This is a genomic window from Rahnella sp. P4_A8, from assembly GCF_056402435.1.
The window spans coordinates 121,680-145,683 of record NZ_JBFUHK010000005.1 but is presented as its reverse complement, the minus strand read 5'-3'; the positions used below and the strand labels follow the sequence as shown (position 1 = coordinate 145,683).

The following is a 24,004-nucleotide window of genomic DNA, read 5'->3' as shown; positions in this document are numbered from 1 at the left end:
AGGCATTCCTTAAAGATAATAAGCGGTGAATGCCGGACAATGTATTGATTAATTTCCCACCGACAAAATCATTCCATATCAATTTTTAACATCACATAGTGCGTGATATTAATCAGGTTTTATTTTGATTTTTGACGGTTTTAAATATCCTGCTGATGAGTAATTTAATCCCTCCATGATAATTGTTATCTGGTTTTTCCTGTAGCGTGAGTTTCTTACTGCGCGAATGAAAAATGCGCAAAATGTGAAACGTTTCACATTGCCGGACAATCACCGTGAAATTTTATGAACAGGTTCGCACATTTTCCCTGAAGCCATGGAAACCGGTTTCCATAAAGCCTCAAATACCCTCAACAGGCTAAAAAGGGCAGAACATTAATCATCTCGGAGTGAAGCAAAATGAAAAGAATCATGCTTTGTTGTTCGGCGGGGATGTCGACCAGTTTGTTGGTGCGCAAGATGAAAGAAGTGGCGGCGGAACGCGGAGAAGAGGTGCAGATTGATGCATTCGGTGCCAGCGAGTTTGATGAAAAATTCCGTGATTATCAGGTGGTACTGCTCGGACCTCAGGTGCGTTACATGCAGGCTGATTTATCTGCCAGAGCGGCAGAATTCAACATTCCGGTCGAAACCATCAACATGATGGATTACGGCATGCAGCGCGGTGACAACGTGCTCGACTTCGCTTATGGCCTGATCGCACAGGAAGGAAGCCGCGTATGAGTGGCCTTTATCAGGCGATGGTTAACGTCATCGAAAAACACATCACGCCCCTGGCGGGCAGCGTTGGCCAGCAGCGGCATGTGATCGCCATCCGCGACGGCTTTATCGCTGCGCTGCCTTTTATGATTATCGGCTCGTTCATGCTGGTCTTTATTTTCCCGCCATTCTCGCCGGATACCACCATGGGATTTGCGCGCGGGTGGCTGGATCTGTCGCTGAAATACCGCGAGCAGCTGATGTTGCCGTGGTATCTGAGCATGGGCGTGATGACGTTTTTTATTTCGGTAGGCATTGGCGCAAGCCTCGGCAAACACTACAAGCTTGATCCGATCATGACCGGTTTACTGGCGTTTATGGCGTTTCTGCTGGTGGCTGCGCCGTATCATGACAAACAAATCTCGACGCAGTATTTCTCCGGCGAAGGCATTTTCACCGCGATCCTGACGGCGATTTATGCCGCCGAAGTGTATGCGCTGCTCAAGCGCCGCAATATCACCATCCGCCTGCCGAAAGAAGTGCCGACCGGCGTGGCGCGCTCGTTTGAAATTCTGATCCCGGTGGTGGCGATTGTCGCCACGCTGCACCCGCTGAACCTGTTTATTCAGTCCACCACCGGCATGATTATTCCGGAAGCCATCATGCATTTGCTGGCACCGCTGGTTTCTGCGTCGGATTCCCTGCCAGCGATTTTGATTTCAGTGTTTATCTGTCAGGTACTGTGGTTTGCGGGGATTCATGGCGCGCTGATTGTCACCGGCATCATGAACCCGTTCTGGATGACCAATCTGGCACTCAACCAGACGGCGTTGCAGGCCGGTGCGCCATTGCCACACATTTATCTGCAAGGATTCTGGGATCACTATCTGTTAATTGGCGGCGTGGGGTCGACCTTACCGCTGGCGATTTTATTGCTGTGCAGCAAGGCCGTGCACCTGCGCACCATTGGCCGGATGGGGGTGGTGCCGAGCTTCTTTAACATCAATGAACCGATCCTGTTTGGCACGCCAATTATCATGAATCCGGTATTCTTCCTGCCGTTTACGCTGGTGCCGATGCTGAACGCTATTTTTGCTTACACCGCCACCAAACTCGGCTGGGTCGCGCAGGTGGTCTCGCTCACACCCTGGACAACGCCTGCGCCAATCGGTGCGTCATGGGCCGCAAACTGGGCATTCAGCCCGGTAATTATGTGCCTGTTCTGTATGGTGTTATCAGCCGTTATGTACTATCCGTTCCTGAAAGCCTATGAACGTACGTTGCTGAAACAGGAAGCGGAAAAAGCCCTGGCACAGACGGCGGGCAATGCCGTGCCGGCAAACAGTTAAACATCAGTTAAAAACGTAAAGCTAACGGACAGCGAGGATGACGATGAAATACGCATTTCCAAAAGAATTCTGGTGGGGCAGTGCCAGTTCAGCGCCGCAGACGGAAGGTGAAACCCTGAGCCACGGAAAAAGCGCGACGGTGTGGGATCACTGGTATTCACAACAGCCGACGCGTTTTCACAATGACGTCGGTCCGCAGGATACCTCGACGTTTTACAAAAACTGGCGCGAAGATATCGCGCTGCTGAAACAGCTCAATCACAACACCTTCCGCACCTCGATTTCCTGGGCGCGTTTGATCCCCAACGGGCGTGGTGAAGTGAATCAGGAAGCGGTCACGTTTTATAACCAGGTGATCGACGAAATGCTGGCGCAGGGCGTACAGCCGTTTATCAATCTGTTCCACTTTGATATGCCGATGGCGATGCAGGAAATCGGCGGCTGGGAAAACCGCGACGTCGTGCAGGCTTACGCAAAATACGCCGATACCTGTTTCGAGCTGTTCGGTGACCGCGTGAAGCATTGGTTTACGTTCAACGAACCGGTGGTGCCGGTGGAAGGCGGCTATTTGTATGATTTCCATTACCCGAACGTGGTGGATTTCAAACGGGCTGCCACCGTGGCGTATCACACTATGCTGGCCCATTCGCTGGCGGTGAAGGCCTATCGCGCCCGCAATTCTGGCGGTGAAATCGGCATTATTCTTAACCTTACGCCGTCTTATCCGCGGTCACAGAATCCGGCTGACCTGAAAGCCGCTAACATTGCGGACCTGATGTTTAACCGCAGCTTCCTCGATCCGGCGCTGCGCGGTGAATATCCGCAGGAACTGGTGGAATTGCTGAACAAATACGATCAGCTTCCGGCCTGCCAGCAGGGCGATAAAGCACTGCTGCAACAGGGTGTGGTGGATTTACTCGGCATCAACTATTACCAGCCGCGCCGTATTCAGTGCCGCGACAGTATGGTTAATCCGGAAAGTCCGTTTATGCCGGAATGGTTCTTCGATAACTATGTCATGCCGGGACGTAAAATGAACCCGCACCGTGGCTGGGAAATCTACGAGCAGGGCATTTACGATATTCTGACCAATCTGCGTGAAAACTACGGTAATCCGCGCTGTTTCATTTCCGAAAACGGCATGGGTGTGGAAAATGAACTGCGCTTTGAACAGGCGGGGCGGATTGATGATGATTACCGCATCGAGTTTGTCAGCGGGCACCTGAAATGGTTGCACCGCGCCTTGCAGGAAGGCAGTGGTTGTCTGGGTTATCACATGTGGACATTTATTGATTGCTGGTCATGGATGAATGCCTATAAAAACCGGTATGGTTTCATCCAGCTGGATCTGGAAACGCAGAAGCGTACGGTGAAGAAAAGCGGCGAATGGTTCGCGGCGGTGTCTAAAAATAACGGTTTCGATTAACACAAGGAAAGACATGGCAAACATTAACGACGTTTCGCGGCTGGCGAAGGTGTCGAAAGCGACGGTGTCCCGTGTCCTGAGTGGCAGCCGCGGTGTCAAAGAAGAAAGCCGCCTGGCTGTGATGCAGGCGGTGGAAACACTGCAATATAAACCGAGCGTGATTGCGCAGTCGCTGTCCACGCAGTCTACCGGTTGTATCGGCGTGATTTGTGCGACCGAAAACATCAATCAGTCCACCGGTTATCTCCACGCGCTGGAAAAAGAGTTGCGGCTGAATCAGAAGTATCTGCTGCTGCGCTTTGCCACCGACGCAGCGAGCCTGACGCATTCCGTAGCTGAAATTGGCCGCGGTCTGTGCGACGCGATGATTGTGATCGGTGCGCGCTTTCCGCTGCCGGCATTGCCGGAAAACGTGATCACCATTGATTGTCTGGATGCGGATTCAGCACGCAGCATTCACTTTGACCGCAGCTTTGCCGCCGAAACTGCCTGTCAGTATGTGCTCAAACAAGGGCGCCGGCAGATTGCCCTGATCAACGCGGAAAACAGCGAAACCGCCGGACAAATCTTGCAGGGATATCATCTGGCACTGGAGAAATTCCTGCTGCCTTACGACCGGCGGCTGGAGCACAGCGGCGCAGATGCGCTGACGAAACTGCTGGCACAGAACGTGCCGTTCAATGCGTTGCTGGTGCCGGACGATGCCACCGCGCAGGATGCACTCCGTCAGCTCGCCCTGCACGGGCGCGCTGTGCCTGAAAATGTGATGGTGTTCAGTCTCGACAGTACGCTGCCACCGGGCGTTTCTGCTGTTCCGGCGATTGCCTATCCGCTGGAAACCCTGGCACAACGCGCGATGGCGCTGCTGACCGGCCAGTTCTCCGCCAATCCCAGCGCACCGGTTCGCGGCCAGCTTTCGTTACCTTCCTGATAAACCTCTCATGTCGCGCAGCAACGGATATCCGCCTGCGCGATTGTTTGCTAACATCACTCTCTGATCCCTTAACCTTTTCAGCGGCCCATCTCTTTGATGAATATGAAGAAAAAAAGACCCGTACTCCAGGATGTTGCCGACAAGGTGGGCGTCACCAAAATGACGGTCAGCCGTTATTTGCGTAACCCTGAACAGGTTTCCGGCGCGTTGCAGGAAAAAATCTCTGCGGCGCTCGACGAGCTGGGCTACATCCCCAACCGCGCACCGGACATTCTTTCTAACGCTAAAAGCCGCGCCATCGGTGTGCTGCTGCCGTCGCTGACCAACCAGGTGTTTGCGGAAGTGCTGCGCGGCATCGAAAGCGTGACTGATATCCACGGTTATCAGACCATGCTGGCGCACTACGGCTACAGCCAGGAGCGCGAAGAACAGCGTCTGACTTCACTGCTTTCCTACAATATCGACGGACTGATTTTGTCCGAACGCCATCACACCGCGCGTACGCTGAAGATGATTGAAGTGGCCGGTATTCCGGTGGTGGAGATGATGGACTGTGTGTCGCCGTGTGTGGATCTGGCGGTCGGCTTCAACAACTTCGAAGCCGCGCGGCAGATGACGCAACAAATTATCGCGCGCGGCCATCGTCATGTGGTGTATTTCGGCGCTCGTCAGGATGAGCGAACCATTATCAAACAGCAGGGTTACGAACAGGCGATGCGTGAATCCGGTCTGGAGCCTTACAGTGTGATGACCAGCCGTTCTTCCAGTTACAGTGGCGGCGCGGAATTACTGCGTCAGGCGCAAAAAGACTGGCCACAAATCGACAGTATTTTCTGTACCAACGATGACCTCGCGGCGGGCGCATTTTTTGAATGTCAGCGCCAGGGGCTGAAAATCCCTTCACAAATGGCGATTGCCGGTTTTCATGGGCACAACATGGGGCAGGCGATGGAGCCACCACTCGCCAGCGTGCTGACACCGCGCGAAAGAATGGGGCAAATCTCCGCCGAACGTCTGCTGGCGAGACTTCGCGGCGAAGAAGTGGTGCCGAGAATGGTGGATGTAGGGTTTACGATTTCTGCGGGTGGAAGTATTTGATTTGTTGAGCCTGGTTTACTTGCCACTTTGAATCCGGGTGGTGCTCGTCCTCCTCACGTACTACGTGTACGCTCCGGGGCCTGTGCTCCATCCGAATCCAAATTGGCTGCGCCACCGACGGCTCACCTGTGGCTTTTTAAAGTCTTACTTCTGTACCGTCTTCAAAGCCGCGATACAGCGATCTACCACACCTTCAAACTTGTGATCGATATTCACGCGCAACACATCCGGTTCGTCTTCGCCCGGTTCTTCGAGCGCATCGAACTGGCTGCGCAGTAAATCGGTCGGCATGAAATGTCCGGCACGCGCTTTAAGGCGCTCGGCGATCACTTCAAAACTGCCTTTCATGTAGATGAACACCATGCCTTCGTTGTCTTTACGCAGGGCGTCACGGTAGCGACGCTTCAGTGCAGAACAGACAATGATGCCGGTTTCATTTTTATGGCGCAGGCTGTAAGCCGCGTCGTTGAGGCGTAATAACCACGGCGCGCGGTCATCGTCGTTCAGTGGCGTGCCGCTGGCCATCTTTTGAATATTGGCGCGGGGATGAAGATCATCGCCGTCGATAAATTTCGCGTTAATTTCACGGGCCAGTGCCGCGCCGACGGTGGATTTACCGCTGCCTGACACGCCCATCAGAATGATGCTTTGTCCTGCCATAAGTATGATCTCTATCCCAAAATGAACATTTTGACTGCGTAGTGAGTCCTAATATTACCATGTTACCGGTATCATGATACCGGTAACAAATGGAGATGTGACTAATATCACAAAGGAATGCACTGCTGTTTTAGCGGTCGCGGTCTGTACCCGTAGCACTGTTAATTCCTACAACATCTTGAAAATTAAAAACAATGCTTCACCCGGTTTTTAGTCATACCCGGGTGACAGCGTGAGGGGAAGAATATGCCATTAGTTATTGTAGCGGTGGGTGTCGCACTGCTGTTGTTACTTATGATCCGATTTAAGCTTAATGGCTTCATTGCACTGATTCTTGTCGCGCTGGCGGTGGGGATTATGCAGGGAATGCCGGTCGATAAGGTTATCACCTCGATCAAAAACGGGGTAGGCGGGACGCTTGGCAGTCTTGCGCTGATCATGGGCTTCGGTGCCATGCTCGGTAAAATGCTGGCGGATTGCGGTGGCGCACAACGTATCGCGACCACCCTTATCGAAAAGTTTGGCCGTGAGCACATTCAGTGGGCGATCGTGCTGACAGGTTTCATCGTCGGGTTTGCCCTGTTCTATGAAGTCGGTTTCGTGCTGATGTTGCCACTGGTCTTCACTGTGGCCGCGGCGGCGCGTTTACCATTGCTGTATGTCGGGGTTCCGATGGCGGCTGCGTTATCCGTTACACACGGGTTCCTGCCTCCGCACCCTGGTCCGACGGCGATTGCGACGATTTTCCATGCGGATATGGGTAAAACACTGCTGTTTGGTTCACTGCTGGCGGTGCCGACGGTGATTCTGGCAGGGCCGGTGTATGCGCGCTTCCTGAAAGGTATCGACAAACCGGTGCCTGAAGGTCTGTTTAACCCGAAAACCTTCACGGAAGAAGAGATGCCGGGCTTTGGCGTCAGCGTCGCGACTTCACTGGTGCCGGTTATTCTGATGGCATTCCGCGCACTTTGCGAAATGATCCTGCCGAAAGGGCATCCGGTGCTGGCGTATGCTGAATTCTTCGGCGACCCGGTGATGGCAACGCTGATTGCGGTGCTGATCGCTATCTTCACTTTCGGTCTGAACCGTGGCCGTAAGATGGAAGATGTGATGGCAACTGTGACCGATTCCATCAAAATCATCGCGATGATGTTGTTAATCATCGGCGGCGGCGGTGCGTTTAAACAGGTGCTGGTGGACAGCGGTATTGAAAAATACATTGCAGCTCTGATGGACGGCAGCACGCTCTCGCCAATCCTGCTGGCCTGGTCCATTGCGGCGGTTCTGCGTATCGCATTGGGGTCTGCTACCGTGGCAGCGATTACTGCGGGCGGTATTGCCGCGCCACTGATCGCCACCACGGGCGTCAGCCCTGAACTGATGGTGATCGCCGTCGGTTCCGGCAGCGTGATTTTCTCGCACGTCAACGATCCGGGCTTCTGGTTGTTCAAGGAATATTTCAACCTGAGCATTGTCGAAACCTTCAAATCCTGGTCTGTGCTGGAAACCATCATTTCCCTGTGCGGTCTGGCGGGATGTCTGCTGTTGTCGATGGTCGTCTGACGACAAATTGTTAGCATATAAAAGGCGAGCCGCGTGGCTCGCCTTTTTCGTTTCTGACGAGAAAAACCTCGCGTTGAACTCTTACCCTGTGAGAGTATTATTCAGCCATCTTGAGTCATGGAATGAGTCATATGGAATATCTGGAGTTTATCGAAACCCCGACCTTTAGYCGCAAATGCAAAGAGCTGCTGACTGAGGAGGAATATCGCCAGTTTCAGGAATACCTCACCCATTATCCCGACGCAGGGGCTTTGATTGTCGGCACAGGTGGATGCAGAAAAATCCGCTGGGGTCATCAAAGGCGTGGAAAAAGTGCGGGTGTGCGGGCGATTTATTATTACCTGTGCGCTGACGGTCAGATTTTCATGCTGCTGGTTTATCCGAAGAGTGAGAAAGACTCACTGACGGAAAGCGAAAAATTGATTTTGAAAAACATTGTACGAAGTCTGTCGTGACACAGGAGATAGACCATGACGAAAGAATTCTTTGAAGAATTGCGACAATCCGCTGAAGAGATGGTCGCTATCCATAAAGGCGAAATGACACCTGCGCATATCACGCGTGTTGCCATGCCCGAAGTAAAACAAATCCGTACAAAGGCGGGAATTAAGCAGGATGAATTTGCCCGACTGCTCGGTGTATCTCCTTCGCTGGTGCAGGCGTGGGAACAACAAAAGCGTTTGCCGAATGGCGCTGCGCTGAAATTATTGAAAATGCTCGAACTGAATCCGCAAATTATCCAGACGCTTAAAACGATTTAAAACAGATGTAAAAAAGGCGAGACGCGTGGCTCGCCTTTTTCGTTTTTTCTGCTGCTAAATCTTCAGATACGCCCTGATCCCATCAAGGAACATCTGTGTTGAGAGCATCACCAGAATCAGGCCCATCAGGCGTTCGAGGGCGCTGACGCCTTTGTCGCCGAGCAGGCGCAGGAACAAGTTCGACAGCAGAAGGATCGCCATCGACATGCCCCAGGCGATAAACAGCGCCAGCGTGAGATGACTCATCTGATTCGGATACTGGTGCGAAAGCAGCATCAGCGTCGCGAGAATCGACGGGCCAGCAACCAGCGGGATGGCCATCGGTACGAGGAAGGGTTCCTCACCGGCTGGCAGGCCGCTGCTGCTTTTCTCTTCTGACGGGAAAATCATTTTGATAGCAATCAGGAACAGAATAATACCGCCGGAAATCGACACGGTTTCGGTACGTAAATTCAGGAACGACAGGATTTTTTCCCCGGCGAACAGGAAAATCAGCATCAGGATCAGTGCGATCAGCATTTCGCGGATTAACACGACCCGGCGACGTTTCGGGTCGAGATGTTTTAAAACCGACATAAAAATCGGTAAGTTGCCCAGCGGATCCATAATTAAAAACAGCAAAATGGTTGCTGAAATCATTTCGGTCATGACTACCTCAGAAAAAATGCCTGTTATAAGTTGCGCTGCTATTAAAAGCTGCACTATTGATTAAATTCACTTGCCACTTCTACTACATTTTGTAAGGTGGTAGACCAGCGCGTTAACGGGGCACAGTGCATCAAAACAGGCACTAACTTAGTGCAAACGCGCGTTCAAGCCGTTTTAAGCAGTTATCACCCTCAGGGCAGGACAGATATTATGAAAAATGTAGGTTTCGTTGGCTGGCGCGGGATGGTCGGTTCTGTACTCATGCAACGCATGATTGAAGAACGCGATTTCGACGCTATCCGTCCGGTATTCTTCTCCACCTCTCAGCACGGTCAGGCCGCGCCTTCTTTCACGGGTCAGTCCGGAACCTTGCAGGATGCCTATGATCTGGACGCTCTGAGCGCGCTGGACATTATCATCACCTGTCAGGGCGGCGATTATACCAATGAAATCTATCCTAAGCTGCGTGAAATCGGTTGGTCTGGCTACTGGATTGACGCAGCATCCTCTCTGAGAATGGAAGATGACGCGATAATCATCCTTGACCCGGTGAACAGCGCAGTGATCCATCAGGGCATCGACAAAGGCATTAAAACCTTTGTGGGCGGTAACTGCACCGTCAGCCTGATGCTGATGTCGCTCGGCGGCCTGTTTGCGAATGACCTGATCGAGTGGGCGTCTGTTGCCACGTACCAGGCAGCTTCCGGCGGCGGAGCGCGTCACATGCGTGAACTGCTGACCCAGATGGGTATGCTGCATAGCAGCGTGGCGAAAGAGCTGGAAAACCCGGCTTCCGCCATTCTGGACATCGAACGTAAAGTGACCGCGCTGACCCGCAGCGGTACGTTGCCAACCGATAATTTCGGTGTTCCGCTGGCGGGCGGTCTGATCCCGTGGATCGACAAACAGCTCGATAACGGCCAGACCAAAGAAGAATGGAAAGGTCAGGCGGAAACCAACAAAATTCTCGGCACTTCCAGCATTATTCCGGTGGATGGCCTGTGTGTTCGTATCGGCGCGCTGCGTTGTCACAGCCAGGCTTTCACGCTGAAATTGAAACAAGACGTGTCAATTCCGGAAATCGAACAGATGCTGGCTTCGCATAATGACTGGGTTCGCGTGATCCCAAATGACCGCGAACTGTCGATGCGTGAACTGACGCCAGCGGCTGTCACCGGCACCATGAACACACCGGTCGGCCGTCTGCGTAAACTGAATATGGGCCCGCAATATCTGTCTGCATTCACCGTGGGTGATCAGCTGCTGTGGGGCGCGGCAGAGCCTTTACGCCGCATGCTGCGTATTCTTCTCTAACGCGATGCAATATTGAAAACTGCCCTGTTTTCTTTGTAAAGATTTCCCTGCGGGACACCAGCACGGTGTCCCGTTTTTGATTCTGTCATCAATCACTTCACCGTTTATCTGCCTTTTTCCAGCGCAACTCTCTGTATTTCATTTTGCGAAAAATTCATCGGTTTCTTCCCGCTGATTTTTCGAACCTTTGTCTATGCTTAGTAGAAGAGCTATGCCTCTTTGAGAAGCTGAAATAAGCACTTATTTGGAAATTGTGAGCGTAAGCGTCATCGCGCACTTTTTGGCAAAACCGAAACACAGCCGGATCACAAAGCGGCGATAAAAAGGGGAGCACACTGGGATCACGTTTCGTATTGAATACCTGAATGATTTTATTGGATTTATTGATTTAATTAATCATAGGACGAAATACATGTCTGTACTTCCCGATCAGCACGTCATTAACCAAATTATATCTGGCCACTACGCTGATCCTTTTTCTCTTTTGGGTATGCATTCTGTGGCCGCCGGGCTGGAAGTGCGTGCCCTGTTGCCGGATGCGGATCAGGTCTGGGTTATTGATGTAGAAAAAGGTAAACAGGTGGCGGAACTGCGTCGTTACGATGATCGCGGTTTCTTTGTCGGCCTGATCCCGCGGCGTAAAAATGCCTTTCGTTACAAGCTGGAAGTCCGCTGGGGCGAGAATCTGCATGTGATTGACGATCCGTACCGGTTCGGCACATTGTTGCAGGAACTGGATATCTGGTTGCTGGCAGAAGGCACGCACCTGCGGCCATACGAAAAACTCGGCGCACATCTGCAAACGCTGGATGACGTCGAGGGTGTCAGTTTTGCCGTCTGGGCACCGAACGCCACGCGGGTTTCCGTCGTGGGTGAATTCAACTTCTGGGACGGCCGCCGACACCCGATGCGCCAGCGCCGTGAAAATGGTATCTGGGAACTCTTCATTCCCGCCGTCCGCGAAGGTCAACTGTATAAATTCGAAATTATCGACTGCCGCGGGCATGTCAGCCTGCGCGCCGACCCTTATGCTTTTGAGGCGCAGATGCGTCCGGATACTGCCTCGTGCGTGCGTAAATTACCGGATGTTGTGCCGCATTCAGAAAGCCGAAAGAAAGCCAATGCGCTGAATCAGCCGGTTTCCGTGTATGAAGTGCACCTGGGTTCCTGGCGTCGTCATACCGATGATAATTTCTGGCTCAGCTATGGTGAACTGGCCGAGCAATTAGTCTCATATGCCAAATGGATGGGTTTTACGCACATCGAACTGATGCCGGTCAACGAACATCCGTTCGACGGGAGCTGGGGTTATCAGCCGCTTGGCATGTATGCGCCGACCCGTCGTTTCGGCACGCCGATGGAATTCAAAGCCTTTGTCGAGGCCGCGCATAACGCCGGGCTGAACGTCATTCTCGACTGGGTGCCGGGACATTTTCCGAGCGACACCTATGGTTTAGCGCAGTTTGACGGCACCGCGCTGTACGAATATGCCGATCCCCGTGAAGGTTATCATCAGGACTGGAACACGCTGATTTATAACTATGGCCGCCATGAAGTGCGTAACTATCTGGCAGGCAATGGTTTTTACTGGATTGAACGGTTTGGCATTGACGGCCTGCGTGTCGATGCGGTGGCTTCCATGATTTACCGCGATTACAGCCGTAAAGCCGGGGAGTGGATCCCGAATTATTACGGTGGCCGCGAAAACCTCGAAGCCATTTCCTTCCTGAAATACACCAACCAGACCATTGGTCGTGAACTCGGCGGTGCGGTGACGCTGGCGGAAGAATCGACCGATTATCCCGGCGTCACCATGCCGCCGGATGCTAACGGGCTGGGTTTCCATTACAAGTGGAATATGGGCTGGATGCACGATTCCCTGACCTATATGCAGCTTGATCCGGTTCACCGCAAATATCATCACAACCTCATGACATTCGGCGTGCTTTACGCTTACAGCGAGAACTTCATATTGCCGCTGTCCCACGACGAAGTGGTACACGGTAAAAAATCCTTGCTGGATAAAATGCCCGGCGATGTGTGGCAGAAGTTCGCCAACCTGCGCGCTTACTACGGCTTTATGTGGGCACATCCGGGCAAGAAACTGCTGTTTATGGGCAATGAATTTGCGCAGGGGCGTGAGTGGAATTTTGACGCCAGCCTCGACTGGCATCTGCTTGACGATCCAAGCGGCTGGCACAGCGGCGTACAACATCTGGTACGCGACCTGAACCAGACCTATCAGGCCAATGCGCCGTTGTATGAGCTCGATTACAACCCGCGCGGTTTCGAATGGCTGGTGGTCGACGATCACGAAAACTCGATTTTCGCCTTTGCCCGCCGTGACGAAAATGGCGGTGAAGTGATCGTCATCAGTAACTTTACGCCGGTTCCGCGTGAGCATTATCGCATAGGCATCAGTCAGCCTGGGCGTTATCACGAAATCCTCAATACCGATTCGCATTTCTACCGTGGCAGTAATGTCGGCAACGGCTGCGATATTTACAGTGAAAATATTGGCCATCATCAGCGTGACCATTCGATCAGCGTGACTATTCCGCCGCTGGCGACGGTTTATTTGCGAAGGGAGGCGTAATGAAACAGCTCGGTCCCGGTCTGCCCGCACCTTTTGGTGCGCATCTCAGAGATAGTGGCGTCAATTTTTGCCTGTACTCTGCACATGCGGAAAAAGTGGAACTCTGTCTTTTTGATGAGACCGGCAGCGAGCAACATTTGCCTTTGACCGGGCGCACCGGCCATCTCTGGCATGGATTTGTGCCGGGGCTGAAAGCCGGACAACGCTACGGCTACCGGGTTTACGGACCGTTCGACCCGAAAAAGGGTCACCGGTTTAACCCGAAGAAAGTGCTGATCGACCCGAGCGCACGTGCGATTGACGGCGTACTGCTCGACAACGCACGGTTCACCGGCGGCACCGATGCGCCCGACGATAAAGACAGCGCCGTGGTTGCGCCGAAATCCGTGGTGGTCGCCGGAAATTTCGACTGGGGTGATGATCAACCGCCCGCGAAACCCTGGGGTGAAACGGTGATTTACGAGGCGCATGTGCGCGGCCTCACTCGCCAGCATCCCCATATTCCGGCAGCCCTTCGCGGCACCTATGCCGGGCTGGCGCATCCGGTGATGCTTGAATATTTGCAGCATCTGGGCGTCACCGCGATAGAACTTTTGCCGGTGCAGCATCATGCCGACGAACCACGCCTGCAACACCTTGGACTGAGTAATTACTGGGGCTACAACGTGCTGGCACCGTGCGCGGTTGAACCGCGTTACGCCAGCGGGCTGGGCGGTGTATCGGCGCTGAATGAATTTAAATCGGCGGTTAAAGCACTGCATCAGGCGGGTATTGAAGTGATCCTCGATGTGGTGTTCAACCACAGCGCTGAGCTGGATATCGACGGGCCGTTTATTTCGTTTCGTGGCATTGATAACGCCAGCGGGTACTGGCTTAACGACGACGGTTCCGACAACAACATGACCGGCTGCGGCAACACGATACGGCTGATGGACGAGGACATGATCGCCTGGACCCTCGATTGCCTGCATTACTGGGTACGTGAATGTCATGTTGACGGCTTCCGTTTTGATTTAGCGACAGTTCTCGGCAGAACGCCGGAATTCACCGCACAATCGCCGTTGTTCCTGGCCATTAAACACGATGACATCCTCTCGAAAATCAAACTGATTGCCGAGCCGTGGGATATCGGGGCCGGGGGCTATCAGCTCGGAAATTTCCCCGCACCCTTTGCCGAATGGAGTGATGTGTGGCGCGACGATATGCGCCAGTTCTGGCTGCATGGCGATCTTTCTCTGGGGCAGTTTGCCGGGCGTTTTGCCGCCTCCGCCGACAAGTTCAACCCCGCGCAGCGTGAGCCTTACGCCTGCATCAACATGCTGACGGCGCACGACGGCTTCACGTTGCGCGATCTCGTCAGTTTTAACCAGAAACATAACCAGGCCAACGGTGAAGAAAATCGCGACGGCCATAACGAAAATTTCAGCCAAAACCACGGTGAAGAAGGGCTTGCGGCGTCTGAAGGCGTATTACAGCAGCGCCGTCTCAGCCAGCGTGCCTTGCTGGCGACGCTCTGTTTGTCACAGGGCACGCCGATGTTGCTGGCCGGTGATGAACTCGGCAACAGCCAGTCGGGCAACAACAATGCCTACTGTCAGGACAATCCGCTGACCTGGCTTGACTGGGAGAACGCCGATGAAAGCCTGACAGCCTATACCTGCGCGCTGATTGCGTTGCGCCGGAAAATTCCGGCACTGACGCAAAACCGCTGGTGGCAGGAAGGCAGCGATGACGTGCAATGGCTGAATCAACAGGGGCAACCGATGAGCCCCGGCGACTGGGAGCAGGGGCCGCAGCAGTGGCTGCAAATCTGCCTGTCACAGCGCTGGTTGGTTATCGTTAATGCCTCGCTGCACGAGGTGGATTTGCACCTGCCGCCGGGAAACTGGCAGCCAGTGGCACCGTTCAACAGCGTGCTTTTTGATGAGGAACCCCGGCGTGTCATGGAAGGCTCGCAATGGCGGGCAGCAGCAAAAACCCTCTGTGTCCTACAAGATTTCACTTCACAGAGCCGGTCATTATAAAAACAAAGGAGTCAGATATGGCGACATTAGATAACCGGGACCCGGTCATGCTGGCAAGGCAGTTGCCGCTGAAATCCGTGGCATTAATCCTTGCCGGGGGCCGTGGTTCAAGACTGAAAGATTTAACCGCAACCCGGGCAAAACCCGCCGTTCACTTTGGCGGAAAATTCCGCATCATTGATTTCGCCCTGTCAAATTGCCTGAACTCCGGCATTCGTCGCATCGGCGTGATTACACAATATCAGTCACACACGCTGGTTCAGCATATCCAGCGCGGCTGGTCTTTCCTTAACGAAGAAATGAACGAATTCGTGGATTTACTTCCGGCGCAGCAACGCCACAGCACCGAGCACTGGTACAAAGGTACCGCCGATGCGGTTTATCAGAATCTGGATATCATCCGCCGCTATAACGCCGAGTTTGTGGTGATCCTGGCGGGTGATCATATCTACAAGATGGACTACTCGCGGATGCTGATCGACCACGTGCAGAAGGGCGGTGAATGTACCGTCGCCTGCCTGGAAGTGCCGCGCACCGAGGCCAGTGAATTCGGTGTTATCGGCGTCACTGAGGATTATCACATCACCAGTTTCGTCGAAAAACCCAAAGACCCGCCGCCGATGCCCGGCAATCCCGATATGGCGCTGGCGAGCATGGGCATCTACATTTTTAATGCAGACTATCTGTTTCGCATGCTCGAAGAAGACATGGCGAGTGAAGAGTCGAGCCACGATTTCGGCAAAGACCTGATCCCGAAACTGACCCGTCAGGGCGTCGCCCGCGCGCATCCGTTTGGTCTTTCCTGCGTCACGCAAAACGATGAAGCGCCGCCGTACTGGCGTGATGTCGGCACGCTCGATGCCTACTGGCGCGCTAATCTGGATCTGGCTTCTGTCACGCCGGAACTGGATATGTACGACCGCGACTGGCCGATCCGTACCCACATGGAGCCGCTTCCGCCCGCCAAATTTGTACAGGATCGCTCAGGCAGCCACGGCATGACCATGAATTCGCTGGTGGCCGGTGGCGTGATTGTTTCCGGTTCGGTGGTGGTGCATTCCGTGCTGTTCCCGCGGGTACGCGTCAACTCTTTCTGCAATATCGATTCGGCCATCATCCTGCCGGATGTGAATGTGGGGCGTTCATGCCGTCTGCGCAAATGCGTCATTGACCGCGCTTGTCAGATCCCTGAAGGCATGGTGATTGGTGAGAATGCCGATGAAGACAGCCGCCGTTTCTACCGTTCGGAAGGTGGCGTGGTGCTGGTGACCCGCGCAATGCTGGCGAAACTATAAACAGACGATAGAAGTACGACTTTTCGTCATCCCGGTGAACGCCGGGATGACCGGGATAATCAGGAGCGCGAATGCAGGTTTTACATGTTTGTTCTGAGCTGTTTCCGCTGTTAAAAACGGGCGGCCTTGCGGATGTCGCCGGTGCATTACCCGCCGCTCAGATTGCGGAAGGCGCGGATGTCCGCGTGCTCATTCCGGCTTTCCCTGACGTCAAAAAAGGACTGGGGGAAACACAGGTGATTGGCACGCTGGCAACTTTTGCCGGGCATGTCACCCTTTCACTGGGTTACTTTGATGGCGTGGGTATTTATCTGATTGATGTGCCGGGATTGTATGACCGTCCCGGCAGCCCGTATCACGATCAATCGTCGTTTGCCTATCCGGATAACCATCTGCGCTTTGCGTTGCTGAGCTGGATGGCCTGCGAACTGGCACTGAATTTCGATCCACACTGGCAACCCGATATCGTCCACTCTCATGACTGGCACGCCGGTCTATGTTCCGCGTATATCCGCGCCCGTAATGCGCCGGTGCGGACGGTTTTCACCGTACATAATCTGGCGTTTCAGGGATTGTTTGGCGCGCATCATCTCGATGAGCTGTATATCCCGCGCGAGTTCTTTCAGATGCACGGGCTGGAATTCTACGGCCAGATATCTTTCCTGAAAGCCGGTCTGTTCTATTCCGACCACGTGACCACCGTCAGCCCAACGTACGCGAAAGAAATCACCCGTCCGGAATTTGGCTATGGCATGGAATCGCTGCTGCTGGAACGTGAAATGCAAGGGCGGCTGACGGGGATCCTTAACGGCGTCGATGATGCTATCTGGCAGCCGCGTGATGACGTGCTGCTGTCAGCGCGTTACGACGCGGAGGATTTACGCTCGAAAGCGGTCAATAAAGCCTATCTGCAACGGGCGATGGGGCTGGATGTGGATGATTCGCGGCTGGTATTTGCTGTCGTCAGTCGCCTGACCAGCCAGAAAGGGCTGGATCTGGTGCTGGAAGCCTTGCCGGATTTACTCGAACGCGGCGGTCAGCTGGCGCTGCTGGGCGCGGGTGACGCGGTGCTGCAACAGGCATTTCTGGCAGCCGCGGCGGACAACCCTGGCCAGGTCGGCGTGCAGCTCGGCTATCACGAAGCGTTTTCCCATCGCATTATCGGCGGGGCGGATGTCATTATGGTGCCGAGCCGTTTTGAGCCTTGCGGATTAACCCAATTATATGGCCTCAAATACGGTACGTTGCCGCTGGTGCGCCGCACCGGCGGGCTGGCCGACACGGTGGTCGATTGTGCACTGGAAAATCTGGCCGACGGAACAGCCAGTGGTTTTGTCTTTGAAGAAGCAACGGGGAAATCGCTGGGAAATGCGATCCGCCGGGCATTTGTTTTGTGGAGCCGACCGAAACACTGGCGACACGTCCAACAACACGCCATGGGTATTGATTTTGGCTGGAAGGTGGCTGCGCAGGAATATATCACCCTGTATAACCGCCTGCTGTCCTGACCCTGAACGTAGCTAACTTGATCGGGAATGTAACGCTATGACTTCACCGTTTAATTACAACTCACCGACAGTCAGTGTCGAAGCGCTTAAGCATTCTATTGCCTATAAACTGATGTTTATCATCGGCAAAGATCCGTCTATTGCGACACAACACGACTGGCTGAACGCCACATTGTTTGCGGTGCGCGATCGCATGGTGGAACGCTGGTTGCGTTCTAACCGGGCGCAAACCTCACAGGACGTCCGGCAGGTTTATTACCTGTCGATGGAGTTTCTGATTGGACGGACGCTTTCCAATGCGTTGCTGGCGATGGGTATTTACGACGACCTGAAAAGCGCGCTTGATGAAATGGGCTTTGATCTCGAAGAACTGATCGGTGAAGAAAATGACCCTGGTTTAGGCAACGGCGGACTCGGACGACTGGCGGCCTGTTTCCTTGATTCGCTGGCGACGCTGGCGCTGCCGGGGCGCGGTTACGGCATCCGGTATGAATACGGTATGTTTGCGCAAAGCATCATCAACGGTGAGCAAAAAGAAGCGCCGGATTACTGGCTGGAATACGGTAACCCGTGGGAATTCCAGCGTTACAATACCCGTTATAAAGTGCGTTTCGGCGGACGGGTGCAGCATGAAGGCATCAAAACCCGCTGGCTGGAAACCGAGGAGGTCATCGCCTGCGCCTATGATCAGGTCATTCCCGGCTACGACACCGACGCGACCAACACGCTGCGCTTGTGGGGCGCGCAGGCCAGTAACGAAATCAATCTGGGGAAATTTAATCAGGGCGATTACTTCGCGGCGGTGGAAGATAAAAACCATTCTGAGAACGTGTCCCGCGTGTTGTATCCCGATGACTCAACTTATTCTGGCCGCGAGCTGCGGTTGCGTCAGGAATATTTTCTGGTGTCGGCGACCGTGCAGGATATTCTCAACCGGCATTACACCACGCACCATACTTACGACAATCTGGCCGATAAAATCGCCATCCACCTCAACGACACGCACCCGGTATTGTCGATCCCTGAGCTGATGCGCCTGTTAATCGACGAGCATAAATTCGAGTGGCAAGCCGCGTGGCAAACCGTATGCAGCGTGTTCTCTTACACCAACCACACGCTGATGAGCGAAGCGCTGGAAACCTGGCCGGTAGACATGATCGGCAAAATCCTGCCGCGTCATCTGGAGATTATTTTCCAGATTAACGATCACTTCCTCAAAGAAGTGGCGGAGAAAATACCCAACGATAACGGCCTGCTGTCACGCGTTTCGATTATCGATGAAGGCAATGGCCGCAAAGTGCGGATGGCATGGCTTGCGGTCATCGCCAGCCACAAAGTTAACGGTGTGTCTGAGCTGCATTCCGAGCTGATGGTGCAGTCGTTGTTTGCTGATTTCGCCCGTATTTATCCGGACCGTTTCTGTAATAAAACCAACGGCGTGACGCCGCGCCGCTGGCTGGCACTGGCCAACAAACCGCTGTCAGCGGTAATTGACGATGCCATCGGCCAGACCTGGCGTTCTGATCTCAGCCAGCTGGCGGAACTGAAACAGAATCTGGATTACCTGAGCTTCCTGCAGGCAATCCGCAAGGCCAAGCTGGACAACAAAAAGCGGCTGGCGCTGTATATCGCCCAGAAGCTGAATATTGTGGTGGATCCGAAAAGCCTGTTCGACGTGCAGATTAAGCGTATCCACGAATATAAACGTCAGCTAATGAATGTGCTGCACGTCATCACCCGTTATAACCGCATTCTCGAAGAGCCAGACGCCGAATGGGTGCCACGCACAGTGATTTTCGCCGGCAAAGCGGCCTCGGCGTATTATGCGGCGAAGCAGATCATCCGGCTGATCAACGATGTGGCGGCGGTGATCAACAACGATCCGCGTATTGGCAACAAGCTGAAGATCGTTTTCATTCCGAACTACAGTGTCAGCCTGGCGCAACTGATCATTCCGGCGGCAGATCTTTCCGAGCAAATCTCTCTGGCCGGTACCGAAGCCTCCGGCACCAGTAACATGAAATTTGCTCTCAATGGCGCGCTGACTATCGGTACGCTTGACGGTGCCAACGTTGAAATGCTTGAACACGTGGGCGAGGAGAATATCTTTATCTTTGGCAATACCACGCCGCAGGTCGAGGAATTACGCCGCAAAGGCTACAACCCGCATACTTACTTCGAGCAGGACGCTGAGCTGCATCAGGTGCTGACGCAAATCGCCACCGGGGGCTTCAGCCCAGGCGAGCCGAAGCGCTACACCAACCTGTTCGATACGCTGGTCAATCTCGGCGATCACTATCAGGTGCTGGCGGATTACCGCAGTTATGTCGATACGCAGGATAAAGTCGATGAGCTGTATAAACTGCCGGAAGAATGGACGCGCCGCACGCTGCATAACATCGCCAACATGGGCTATTTCTCCTCGGACCGTACCATTCAGGAATACGCCGATGAGATCTGGAACATTAAGCCGGTGAAGTTGTAGAGGAGTCGCTCCCTCCCCTGCGAAGGGGAGGGTTGGGGTGGGGTATTAAGGTCAAAAACAAGATGTTAAGTGTGCATAAGCACTTGTTTTGTCTGTTAAACCCCCTCCCGGCCTCCCCCTTCGCAGGGGGAGGAGCTAACTAAATCAAGACGCCAGCGACAGATGTTTCTTCTGCTGTTTGTGCGTTTCCAGCCACTCGGCGACGCGTTGTTGCTGGGTTTTATCCAGCCACATACCGAGTTTGGTACGACGCCAGATGGCATCATCAAGCTGTGAAACCCACTCTTTTTCCACCAGATAACGCAGTTCAGCTTCGTAGAATCCGTGACCGAAATCTTCGCCCAGCGATTCAAGGCTGGTCGCGTCATTCAGGAATAACTCTGTCTGGCTGCCGTACGTACGCGCATAACGGCGTGCCAGTGATTCCGGTAACCATTTGAAGCGGGAACGCAGATTGGCGCTGTAGGTATCACGGTCTCCGTTCAGTTTCCCGCCAGGCAGCACGGCCGTTTTGGTCCACGCCGGGCCGGCTTTCGGATAGTACTTCACCAGTTTTTCCAGCGCGTGTTCTGCCAGTTTACGGTAGGTGGTCAGCTTGCCGCCGAATACAGAAAGCAGCGGCGCTTTGCCATCCTGATCGTGAACGTCGAGCGTGTAATCGCGGGTCACCGCCTGTGGTGAATCTGATTCGTCATCGCACAGCGGGCGCACGCCGGAATAAGTCCAGACGATGTCTTCGGTGGTCAGCTGTTTCTTAAAGTGGTCGTTATACACTTTCAGCAGATAACCGATTTCTTTATCGTCGATTTTCACGTCTTTCGGATCGCCGTGATATTCCACGTCGGTGGTGCCGATGATGGAGAATTCATCCATCCACGGGATCACGAAAACAATGCGATGATCTTCGTTTTGCAGAATGTAGGCCTGCGGCTGATTGTGTGCACGGGGCACCACAATATGGCTGCCTTTGATCAGACGGATGCCGTATGGCGATTTCAGCTTCAGGCCGTCGTCGAAGAAATGTTTTACCCACGGACCGGTAGCGTTCACCAGACCTTTGGCGCGCCAGGTGAAGGTTTTGCCGGTGTCGATATCTTCGGCTTCAACCATCCACATGCCGTCCTCACGCCATGCGCGGGTCACGCGGGTGCGGGTACGAACTTCGCCGCCACGTTCTTCCACTTCCTGTGCATTGACGACCACTAAACGCGCATCGTCGACCCAGCAATCCGAGTATTCAAAACCTTTGGTCAGTTCTGGTTTCAGCACGGACTCGCTGCCGAATTTCAGACCTTTACTGGCCGGCAGGCTGGTGCGTTTGCCCAGATGGTCGTACAGGAACAAACCGGCGCGGATCATCCAGGCCGGGCGCAAATGCGGCTGATGCGGTAAACGGAAACGCATCGGGAAAGCAATATGCGGTGCCATTTTCAACAGCACTTCACGTTCAGCCAGCGCTTCGCTGACCAGACGGAATTCGTAATGTTCCAGATAGCGCAGGCCACCGTGGATCAGTTTAGAACTGGCCGAAGAGGTCGCGCAGGCCAAGTCTTGCGCTTCAAGCAGCAGAACAGACAGCCCGCGGCCAGCTGCGTCGACTGCGATGCCGGTACCATTAATACCGCCACCAATTACGATCAAGTCTTTGGTTTCCACGTCATCTTCCTCCAGATGTTCGCAATAGCTCTTTTATGTTCGTTTTCGCTCACGATTGTAATCGAGAATCGACAAACAAGCCAAGCGTTAACCAAATAAAAACAATTATGCGTGATGAAGGTAACATTTTTGTGTCGGTTTCGAGCAAAATAGCAAGGCGGGGACGAAACCGAACGCCGCTACGCGTGGAATTTTTCGAAATTGTTCGTTTTGCCGGGCAGGGCGGAGGGAGGAAAAGCAGGAGCGCCAGCCGCAGCGCTCCTTAAATGCAGGCAAATCAGCACAGTTCGAGATGCACGTCGTACTTGTCGATGATTTGCTTCACGCTGTCCGGCGGCTGTTTATCAGTGAACAGATAATGAATCAGATCCATTTTGCCGAGGTTGACCATCGCGTTTCGGCCAAATTTGGAATGGTCCGTCACCAGCATCACGCAGCGGGAGTTTTCGATAATCGCGCGTTTGGTACGGGCTTCGTGATAGTCGAATTCGAGCAGCGAACCGTCCATATCGATGCCGCTGATGCCGAGAATGCCGTAATCAAGGCGGAACTGAGAGATGAAATCGAGCGTTGCCTCGCCCATGATGCCGCCGTCGCGGGCGCGCACTTCACCGCCTGCGAGGAACAAACGAAAATCCTCTTTGGCTGTCAGCAGCGTCGCGACGTTCAGGTTGTTGGTCACGATGCGCAGATTTTTATGGTTAAGCAGCGCATGCGCCACGGCTTCCGGCGTGGTGCCGATATCAATAAACAGCGTTGAACCGTCAGGGATCTGGCTGGCGACTCGTTCGGCGATACGCGCTTTCGCTTCCGACCACATCACTTTACGGTCGTTGTATGCCGCATTCACCGAACTGGACGGCAAGGCTGCACCGCCATGGTGACGGTGAATTTTATTCTGTTCCGCCAGATCATTCAGATCACGGCGGATAGTTTGCGGGCTGACTGCAAAATGCTCCACCAGCTCTTCGGTGCTGACATACCCCTGCTGGCGGACTAAATCGATAATCGCATCATGGCGTTGTGTTTGTTTCACCCGAATCCCCTACTTATTTTTTTTGTTGCGCGGAGTGCGCGTGTCAACAAATGCCATGATCAGGCCGAGGCCCAGACCAAACGCATGCGCGGCATTCGACACGGCCGCGCCGCCCGTTGCATAGCCAATGAACATAAAAATCAGCGAAATGACCAGTAATCCGCCGGGCACATACAGACGACTTTCCGGTTTCAACTGGCCGGTCAGCCAGGCGTAACCCATCAGCGCGTACACCACACCGGATAATCCGCCGAACCACGAACCGCTGACCATCGACTGGCCCCAGCCGCTGATCAGGGCAGAAATTAAGGTTACGGTGAACAGTTTGCCGCTGCCCAGATGCATCTCAATCTGGCTGGCGAGATACCACCACCATGCCAGATTAATCAGCAGGGCAATAAAGGAGAAATTCATCAGGGCCGGGGTGAACCATCGCCATAACTGGAAAACGCGCGAACTGTCCGGCCAGGCGAGCCAGCTCATCACCAGTTCGTCGCCGACCATCTGTTGCAGGATAAACACCGCCAGACTCAGCACAATCATGCCTATCGTCAGCGGCCCGGCGCGGCTGCGCAGGGTTTTCAGGAAGGGTGTGTGCGACATCTTTAAATGTGGCTGTGCCTTGCCGGTTTTCCAGCTTGCTTCCTGATAGCGTGGATGCAGGGGATCGCGCACAAACAGCGCCACCTGCTTCTCGGCCTCTTCCAGACGGGATTCATCTTCCAGCCAGAGCTGCACTTCCTGACTTTCGTGTTTCATCGTCAGCGTAAAACCCTGGGTTGCCATGTAATCGACAAAAGCCTGAGCCAGGCGGGGGTTGTTCAGGTTAAGAATGCGCACCATAGCGTTTAGCGGTTTCCCTAATTGTTTGATTTGTTGCCGTCATTTTAGGGCAATACCTTATCTGCCAGCGTGGGGGATGTCGATTATAACGTCAGACGGGTAAAGGAGG

General features: G+C 53.8%; 19 protein-coding genes. 14 read left to right on the top strand and 5 right to left on the bottom strand.

Going from position 1 to position 24,004, the window contains the following annotated elements; genetic code table 11:
- Positions 1–399: 399 nt before the first annotated feature.
- The 5 genes from AC1DUO_RS04780 to gntR all read left to right on the top strand — a co-directional run bounded on the left by AC1DUO_RS04780 (position 400) and on the right by gntR (position 5,506).
- Positions 400–723 (top strand): PTS sugar transporter subunit IIB, encoded by a 324-nt coding sequence (locus AC1DUO_RS04780; protein ID WP_013573539.1) that lies wholly within the window; start codon positions 400–402, stop codon positions 721–723.
- Positions 720–2,048, top strand: a complete 1,329-nt coding sequence (locus AC1DUO_RS04775) for a PTS cellobiose transporter subunit IIC (protein ID WP_013573540.1) — start codon at positions 720–722, stop codon at positions 2,046–2,048. Before AC1DUO_RS04780 ends, AC1DUO_RS04775 begins: the two co-directional genes overlap by 4 nt.
- Positions 2,049–2,091: 43 nt before the next feature.
- Positions 2,092–3,474, top strand: a complete 1,383-nt coding sequence (locus AC1DUO_RS04770) for a glycoside hydrolase family 1 protein (RefSeq protein WP_112197405.1) — start codon at positions 2,092–2,094, stop codon at positions 3,472–3,474.
- 13 nt (positions 3,475–3,487) lie between these two features.
- Positions 3,488–4,405, top strand: coding sequence for a LacI family DNA-binding transcriptional regulator (locus AC1DUO_RS04765; protein WP_119261101.1), 918 nt, complete (start codon positions 3,488–3,490; stop codon positions 4,403–4,405).
- Positions 4,406–4,510: 105 nt separating this feature from the next.
- A complete protein-coding gene (gene gntR / locus AC1DUO_RS04760; RefSeq protein WP_014411484.1) occupies positions 4,511–5,506 on the top strand; it encodes a gluconate operon transcriptional repressor GntR in 996 nt (331 codons plus the stop codon).
- A gap of 144 nt (positions 5,507–5,650) precedes the next feature.
- Here the strand turns inward: gntR and AC1DUO_RS04755 are convergent, their stop codons facing one another.
- Positions 5,651–6,166: a gluconokinase gene (locus tag AC1DUO_RS04755; RefSeq protein WP_013573544.1), complete on the bottom strand. Its 516-nt coding sequence runs from the start codon at positions 6,164–6,166 to the stop codon at positions 5,651–5,653.
- Positions 6,167–6,412: 246 nt separating this feature from the next.
- Here AC1DUO_RS04755 and gntT point away from each other — a divergent pair, with 246 nt between their 5' ends.
- From gntT to nadS, 3 genes are all read left to right on the top strand, one after another.
- A complete protein-coding gene (gene gntT, locus AC1DUO_RS04750) occupies positions 6,413–7,729 on the top strand; it encodes a gluconate transporter (RefSeq protein WP_013573545.1) in 1,317 nt (438 codons plus the stop codon).
- Positions 7,730–7,860: 131 nt separating this feature from the next.
- Entirely contained in the window at positions 7,861–8,184 is a 324-nt protein-coding gene (locus AC1DUO_RS04745) for a type II toxin-antitoxin system RelE/ParE family toxin (protein ID WP_014411485.1), read from the top strand.
- Positions 8,185–8,199: 15 nt separating this feature from the next.
- Complete coding sequence (gene nadS / locus AC1DUO_RS04740; RefSeq protein ID WP_013573547.1) at positions 8,200–8,490, top strand: NadS family protein; 291 nt, start codon at positions 8,200–8,202, stop codon at positions 8,488–8,490.
- 54 nt (positions 8,491–8,544) lie between these two features.
- Here the strand turns inward: nadS and AC1DUO_RS04735 are convergent, their stop codons facing one another.
- Entirely contained in the window at positions 8,545–9,138 is a 594-nt protein-coding gene (locus AC1DUO_RS04735) for a YhgN family NAAT transporter (RefSeq protein WP_013573548.1), read from the bottom strand.
- Between the two features lie 210 nt (positions 9,139–9,348).
- Here AC1DUO_RS04735 and asd point away from each other — a divergent pair, with 210 nt between their 5' ends.
- The 6 genes from asd to glgP all read left to right on the top strand — a co-directional run bounded on the left by asd (position 9,349) and on the right by glgP (position 20,360).
- Positions 9,349–10,452 (top strand): aspartate-semialdehyde dehydrogenase, encoded by a 1,104-nt coding sequence (gene asd, locus AC1DUO_RS04730; protein ID WP_013573549.1) that lies wholly within the window; start codon positions 9,349–9,351, stop codon positions 10,450–10,452.
- A 412-nt stretch (positions 10,453–10,864) separates the two neighbouring features.
- Positions 10,865–13,048: a 1,4-alpha-glucan branching protein GlgB gene (gene glgB, locus AC1DUO_RS04725; RefSeq protein ID WP_119261102.1), complete on the top strand. Its 2,184-nt coding sequence runs from the start codon at positions 10,865–10,867 to the stop codon at positions 13,046–13,048.
- Positions 13,048–15,072, top strand: a complete 2,025-nt coding sequence (glgX, locus tag AC1DUO_RS04720; RefSeq protein ID WP_112151943.1) for a glycogen debranching protein GlgX — start codon at positions 13,048–13,050, stop codon at positions 15,070–15,072. Before glgB ends, glgX begins: the two co-directional genes overlap by 1 nt.
- A gap of 17 nt (positions 15,073–15,089) precedes the next feature.
- Positions 15,090–16,367 carry a glucose-1-phosphate adenylyltransferase gene (gene glgC, locus AC1DUO_RS04715; protein WP_013573552.1) on the top strand — a complete coding sequence of 426 codons (1,278 nt, stop codon included), beginning with the start codon at positions 15,090–15,092 and terminating at the stop codon, positions 16,365–16,367.
- A 71-nt stretch (positions 16,368–16,438) separates the two neighbouring features.
- Entirely contained in the window at positions 16,439–17,875 is a 1,437-nt protein-coding gene (glgA, locus tag AC1DUO_RS04710) for a glycogen synthase GlgA (protein WP_013573553.1), read from the top strand.
- Between the two features lie 37 nt (positions 17,876–17,912).
- The gene (gene glgP / locus AC1DUO_RS04705) at positions 17,913–20,360 is read left to right on the top strand and encodes a glycogen phosphorylase (protein ID WP_013573554.1); all 2,448 of its coding nucleotides are present in this window, start codon (positions 17,913–17,915) and stop codon (positions 20,358–20,360) included.
- A 144-nt stretch (positions 20,361–20,504) separates the two neighbouring features.
- On the opposite strand, the gene glpD is transcribed toward glgP, so the two are convergent.
- The 3 genes from glpD to glpG all read right to left on the bottom strand — a co-directional run bounded on the left by glpD (position 20,505) and on the right by glpG (position 23,895).
- Positions 20,505–22,016 carry a glycerol-3-phosphate dehydrogenase gene (gene glpD, locus AC1DUO_RS04700; protein WP_013573555.1) on the bottom strand — a complete coding sequence of 504 codons (1,512 nt, stop codon included), beginning with the start codon at positions 22,014–22,016 and terminating at the stop codon, positions 20,505–20,507.
- Positions 22,017–22,293: 277 nt separating this feature from the next.
- Positions 22,294–23,052: a DeoR/GlpR family transcriptional regulator gene (locus AC1DUO_RS04695; protein ID WP_013573556.1), complete on the bottom strand. Its 759-nt coding sequence runs from the start codon at positions 23,050–23,052 to the stop codon at positions 22,294–22,296.
- Positions 23,053–23,061: 9 nt separating this feature from the next.
- A complete protein-coding gene (gene glpG, locus AC1DUO_RS04690; protein WP_013573557.1) occupies positions 23,062–23,895 on the bottom strand; it encodes a rhomboid family intramembrane serine protease GlpG in 834 nt (277 codons plus the stop codon).
- Between the last annotated feature and the right edge of the window lie 109 nt (positions 23,896–24,004).